The sequence below is a fragment of the Aquabacterium sp. genome (assembly GCF_004297345.1).
Classification (GTDB): domain Bacteria; phylum Pseudomonadota; class Gammaproteobacteria; order Burkholderiales; family Burkholderiaceae_C; genus Aquabacterium.
This window is the reverse complement of sequence record NZ_SCTN01000004.1, coordinates 1-4,316: the sequence shown is the minus strand read 5'-3', so window position 1 is coordinate 4,316 and position 4,316 is coordinate 1. Positions and strand designations below refer to the sequence as shown.

The window sequence follows — 4,316 nt, the reverse complement described above, 5'->3', positions numbered from 1 at the left end:
TAGCCGAATTCAGGCTTCCATTCAGTAATGCCGGGTGGCAGGAACTTGCGGATCATCAGCGGCTGCAGGATGTCGCCGTTCACGCGGATGCCTTCTGTGAGCTTGTCCAGCGCTGCTTGGGGATAGGTCGTGCGCGGCTGCGTGGGGGAGTCGTGCAGCACGCGCCAGGGCTCACGGCGCAGGCCGCCGATACGGGTGAACTTGGGTTGAAGCTTGGATGGTGCGGTCATTGGTGGTCTCCGGCCTGGATGGCCATGGCGGGGGCGATCATGGAAAGGCGCTCGTTCATTCGGCGCGTGAGGTGGTGGTATTCGTCCAGGAACTGCCTGGCCCAGTACAGGGGAGGGCGCCAAGAGATCCTGCAGTCGTTGAAACGGAGCCAGTCAACGGCGGAGGCTGGGTACTTGATCTGGCATGGCCAGGTCTCGCCGTCAGCCGGCATGAGCTGTTCGCGCTCGACGCTGAGTGCGTATTGGTTGGCGGCCCAGATCTGGCCGCTGAAGGTGTGAAACGCCGTTGTCAGGCCGAATCGGCTCAGGAACTGCTTCTGAATGCGCGCCTCGATGACATCCCATTCAGTGCAGCCGATCAACTCTTTCATGGGCCGGCTGATGTGCCCGGTCAGATACTCATGCCCATGGCTGAGCAGCGCTGCAGCCTGAACGGCCGGGTCCTGAATGTTGAAGTGGCGCCGGATGACTTCCAGCACAGCCAGACTGTGTTCCGCCTGGCTGATGGCCCGGATGGCGTGCCCGTTGAATCGATTGATATGCGCCAGCGAGTGGGCTACGTCGGTGATATCGATGGCATCAGGATTGATGTATGCCAGGTCGATGGTCGTGCCCTTGGATGTGAGGAACCAGGTCATGCAGCCAACGCCTCCCGCACGGTTTGGTCAACCAGCATGTCGATCGGGAGCGACATCATGGAAGCGCTGCAGGCGGCAGCAGAGCAGAACTTCTGACGCAGGGTGTAGAACACCAGGCCAGGCACATCGCGCTCATGCGTCTTGCGGATCTCCGCGTCCAGCTCCTTGCACACGTCGCGCAGATCGAACACGATCAGGCTGCAGGAGCCATGGCGCAATGCGCGCAAGAACATCTGTTGAGAGCCATCGCGCAAGACCGGATGCAGGCCGATGGTTGAACCGTCATTGAAGAGGATCTCAAAGCGCTGGCCTTGGACCTCATAGCGGCCTGCAGGCGCGCTGATCACTGTGGTGTCGCTGAGCATGACAAAGCTCCTGTGGGCGTGGCTTCGCTATCGCCACGGGGTTGGTGATGGGGAGGTTCGGTGGAGAAGATTGCCGACACGCCAAGGGCCAGCAGGCCCGCCATGCCGTGGTCGCTTTGGGCGCGCAGGCCTGCCGCGTAGACCTGCACGTGGCGCCCCTTCTTGAGCGTCCTGGCCTTAGCAGCGGCGATGTAGTGATCGGCACCATCGGTGCCAAACACCTGCTTGACGAAGTAGGGCAGGCCAGTGGATGTGAGCACGATCATCTGCAGCACGGGCTGAGGCTGTCCGCCGGCAGTGCAGAAGAACCGGGCATCCTCGTACAGCGTGCCGCTGATGCGCACCTCGTTTGTTCCATCTGTAGGCTTGATAGGGCTGCTCATGCTTGCCCTTTCAGTGCGCGGATGCGCGCCTCCAGTCGCGAGATGTGGCTGCGCGTCAGAGCAAGCTGGTTGAGCAGGTATTGCCGATATGCGGGAGAGACCTGCAGGGCCATGCCCATGGACGACTCCAGCGCATTGGCATCCTTGCGTGCTTCAGCCTGCAGGAAGCGCAGGTACAGGCACAGAACTGAGGTGTACAGGCGTCTGCACTGCTGCAAGGCGCGGCTCAGCATGTGGCCTCCTTGCGCGCCTGGCGAACAACAGTCAGTTGAACCGACTGGTGGTTGGGGTACACCTCGTTGACGTGGTACAGCGCACGCTTCTTCGTGGAGTTGTCCAACGTGAGGCGCACGCGCAGCCCATCATGGGTGGTGATGGTCGCCTTAATTCGCAGCATGGCCGAACTCCTCCCACAGGTCGTAGCAGAAGAGGACGGCGTTGATCGCCACGGCGATGCCCAGCAGCACGACGCGCCACGCCACTGTTTCAAGTCGGCGCGTGAAGGATCGAAGTTGGTAGTGTTTGCGCATCGCCATCCTCATTCCGTAGATGGCGGCACGGTGACGTGCAGCACCTTGTCGGCGCCTTGCAGGTCCTTGTGTCGGTGGTCAATCTCCAGCGCCTCAACAATGACGAAGTCCTTGTCGCCCGGGTATTGGGCGCGGATATCATTGTTCGTGACGTAGAGAGCTTCTTCCCAGTCGTACACGCGACTGTTGAAACCTTCGGCGTTTAGGCCGGTTGAAATCAGTCGAGCAAGTGCGGACTTACCTGTGCCCTGCTTGCCTACCAGGTGAATGAGGATTGCCATGAGAGATATGTCCTACGCAGACGTGCAGAAACGGCCGTACGAGGTGCTGTTCGATCCGGCCACGGGTAGAGGGGCTGCCTACAACGGGCAGCACAAGCTCATGGCAGATGAGGCGAGCCCTGAACTGGTTGCGTTTGCGCTTCAGCGCAGCGTGCAGGCTTGTCCGTGGGATGACCAGCGTGATCAGCCGTTTCCGAGGCCTCGGGCATCGTGGATGCCGAAGGGTTCGCTTGAGGGGTGGGTGCTGTATTGGCTGCGCGATTGCAAGTCAACAGACCAACATCTGCTGCAGACGCCTCTGAAATAGACGTCGCAGCAGCTCTCCGCGCGGGTTCAGCGGCGCGGAGTCGTTCGATTTCATCGAACAGTTCGTGGATCCGCCGTGCGACGCGTGGGGATACAAACAGGTCGGCCCGTGACCGCTGGACATAGTGGACGCGATCCACGCCTATCGCGCAGGGGCTGTCTCCACCCCAACCAACGGCAAGCACATGAAGCTCCCCGTCGGAGTGGTCTTCACGCAGCCGTGCACTTACCAAGTCGTAGTTATAGATATGACCTTGTTCTGTCCAGCCTTCTGTATCGACCTGCCACAGGTCTTGCAGGATGAACTCCAGTTGGCTTGACGCTTTGCAGGTGAAATCCGCTTCGAAGAAGACAACTCTCTCTTCCCCTTCGACAGATGCCATCGCGTCTGGGACAGAAACGATGGCGCGATAGAGCGTCCCTCGGCCCAGCATAGATATCGGGAGCCTGTGGCTTGTTTGTGCAGGCGTCTGCACTTGGCTGATTTGGTCCATTTCAACCCCTGACCGCAATTGGCGGTTGTTGTGCTGGCTTGAAGTAGACCAAAAAGTCTATTTGCAGTCAACTAAAAGGTAGATTTGCTTAAAAATATTTTTAACTTTTAGGTTCCACGTTGACGAACTTCACGCAGTGTTGGCATAATTGCCAACATGCAAAGCAGCCGATTCAACAAGCCGATCGTGATCACGCGCCACGCGCAACAACGCATGGCGGAGCGTCACATCAGCGAGGCGGATTTGCTGTCAGTGATTGATGCCGGCACGCTGCGCTACAAAGACGACACCCACCTGTGGGCGTTCAAGGCCTTTGAAGATCGAGACGACAACCTTGTCTGTGCCGTGCTGGTGCTGGAAGACTGCGTTGTGGTCAAGACGGTGATGCACCATTTCACACTGGAAGGATGAGCCTCATGAAGACCACCTACTTCGACGAAGACGACACGCTGGTCATCCGGCTGTCTGACAAGCCCATCGTGCGCGAGTCATCGCAGAACTGGAACACGCACATCAGTTACGCAGAGGACGGCTCCATGGTGGAAATCGTCGTGCTCGATGCGAAGGCAAACGGCGCACTGCCGCTGGAGGTCAAGCATGGCTGCGCAGCCTGACGGTCGAACGTTGACCATCAAGTTGCAAGGCCAGCACGCTATTGCCTTCGTCGGGCGACTGTCAGAAAAGCGCTGGGCCATCCTGCAGGTGCTGCAATCGCAGGGCACCGGCGCCGTTGGCGTGCGTGAGCTGGCCAGGCGTGTGGGGCGCGATGTCAAGCGTGTGCATGAGGACGTTGAAGTCCTGACCGAACTGGGCCTGGTGCAGCGTGATGACATGGGCGCGGTGGCCTGCCCCTTCAGTGAGGTGCGCATTGACATGCGGCTTCAGGGCCAGCATGCCGTGCCGGTTTAGGCGTTCTCCCGCACCAGCACAACAAAAGAGGCCTGGATTTCCAGGCCGTGGCGGTCGCGTTCTAGCACGCGGCCTCGCTCGTCATACGCTTCAAAGCCCCCGACGATGGGGCGGTACCGCATCAGTGTGAACGACCCGTCAGGGGTCGAGAACAAGGCAATGGCGTCCCGTGCGGGCGCC

The 4,316-nt window shown here is 59.8% G+C and carries 13 protein-coding genes; 3 read left to right on the top strand and 10 right to left on the bottom strand.

All coding sequences use genetic code 11. From position 1 onward, the window contains the following. The 9 genes from EPO09_RS00135 to EPO09_RS00095 form a co-directional block, all read right to left on the bottom strand. A partial coding sequence (locus EPO09_RS00135; protein WP_290638980.1) for a hypothetical protein occupies nt 1-230 on the bottom strand: 230 nt, incomplete at its 3' end. Next, a complete protein-coding gene (locus EPO09_RS00130; protein ID WP_290638979.1) occupies nt 227-868 on the bottom strand; it encodes a hypothetical protein in 642 nt (213 codons plus the stop codon). The genes EPO09_RS00130 and EPO09_RS00135, both read right to left, overlap by 4 nt. Next, a complete protein-coding gene (locus EPO09_RS00125; RefSeq protein WP_290638977.1) occupies nt 865-1,233 on the bottom strand; it encodes a hypothetical protein in 369 nt (122 codons plus the stop codon). The genes EPO09_RS00130 and EPO09_RS00125 overlap by 4 nt, the downstream gene beginning before the upstream one ends. After that, nucleotides 1,212-1,616: a hypothetical protein gene (locus tag EPO09_RS00120; protein ID WP_290638975.1), complete on the bottom strand. Its 405-nt coding sequence runs from the start codon at nt 1,614-1,616 to the stop codon at nt 1,212-1,214. The genes EPO09_RS00125 and EPO09_RS00120 overlap by 22 nt, the downstream gene beginning before the upstream one ends. After that, the gene (locus tag EPO09_RS00115) at nt 1,613-1,849 is read right to left on the bottom strand and encodes a hypothetical protein (protein WP_290638973.1); all 237 of its coding nucleotides are present in this window, start codon (nt 1,847-1,849) and stop codon (nt 1,613-1,615) included. Before EPO09_RS00115 ends, EPO09_RS00120 begins: the two co-directional genes overlap by 4 nt. After that, a complete protein-coding gene (locus EPO09_RS00110; protein ID WP_290638971.1) occupies nt 1,843-2,013 on the bottom strand; it encodes a hypothetical protein in 171 nt (56 codons plus the stop codon). The genes EPO09_RS00115 and EPO09_RS00110 overlap by 7 nt, the downstream gene beginning before the upstream one ends. After that, nucleotides 2,000-2,146, bottom strand: coding sequence for a hypothetical protein (locus EPO09_RS00105; protein WP_290638969.1), 147 nt, complete (start codon nt 2,144-2,146; stop codon nt 2,000-2,002). Before EPO09_RS00105 ends, EPO09_RS00110 begins: the two co-directional genes overlap by 14 nt. Nucleotides 2,147-2,154: 8 nt before the next feature. Beyond that, nucleotides 2,155-2,427, bottom strand: a complete 273-nt coding sequence (locus tag EPO09_RS00100) for a hypothetical protein (protein WP_290638967.1) — start codon at nt 2,425-2,427, stop codon at nt 2,155-2,157. A gap of 98 nt (nt 2,428-2,525) precedes the next feature. After that, nucleotides 2,526-3,116 (bottom strand): hypothetical protein, encoded by a 591-nt coding sequence (locus EPO09_RS00095; protein WP_290638965.1) that lies wholly within the window; start codon nt 3,114-3,116, stop codon nt 2,526-2,528. Between the two features lie 267 nt (nt 3,117-3,383). On the opposite strand from EPO09_RS00095, the gene EPO09_RS00090 reads away from it, so the two are divergent. From EPO09_RS00090 to EPO09_RS00080, 3 genes are read left to right on the top strand one after another with little or no spacing between them, the layout of a single operon-like run. Then, nucleotides 3,384-3,638: a DUF4258 domain-containing protein gene (locus EPO09_RS00090; RefSeq protein ID WP_290638963.1), complete on the top strand. Its 255-nt coding sequence runs from the start codon at nt 3,384-3,386 to the stop codon at nt 3,636-3,638. 5 nt (nt 3,639-3,643) lie between these two features. Beyond that, the gene (locus tag EPO09_RS00085) at nt 3,644-3,841 is read left to right on the top strand and encodes a DUF2283 domain-containing protein (protein ID WP_290638961.1); all 198 of its coding nucleotides are present in this window, start codon (nt 3,644-3,646) and stop codon (nt 3,839-3,841) included. After that, the gene (locus EPO09_RS00080; protein ID WP_290638959.1) at nt 3,825-4,136 is read left to right on the top strand and encodes a hypothetical protein; all 312 of its coding nucleotides are present in this window, start codon (nt 3,825-3,827) and stop codon (nt 4,134-4,136) included. Before EPO09_RS00085 ends, EPO09_RS00080 begins: the two co-directional genes overlap by 17 nt. Here EPO09_RS00080 and EPO09_RS00075 read toward each other — a convergent pair. Beyond that, a partial coding sequence (locus EPO09_RS00075) for a hypothetical protein (protein ID WP_290638957.1) occupies nt 4,133-4,316 on the bottom strand: 184 nt, incomplete at its 5' end. The genes EPO09_RS00080 and EPO09_RS00075 overlap by 4 nt on opposite strands.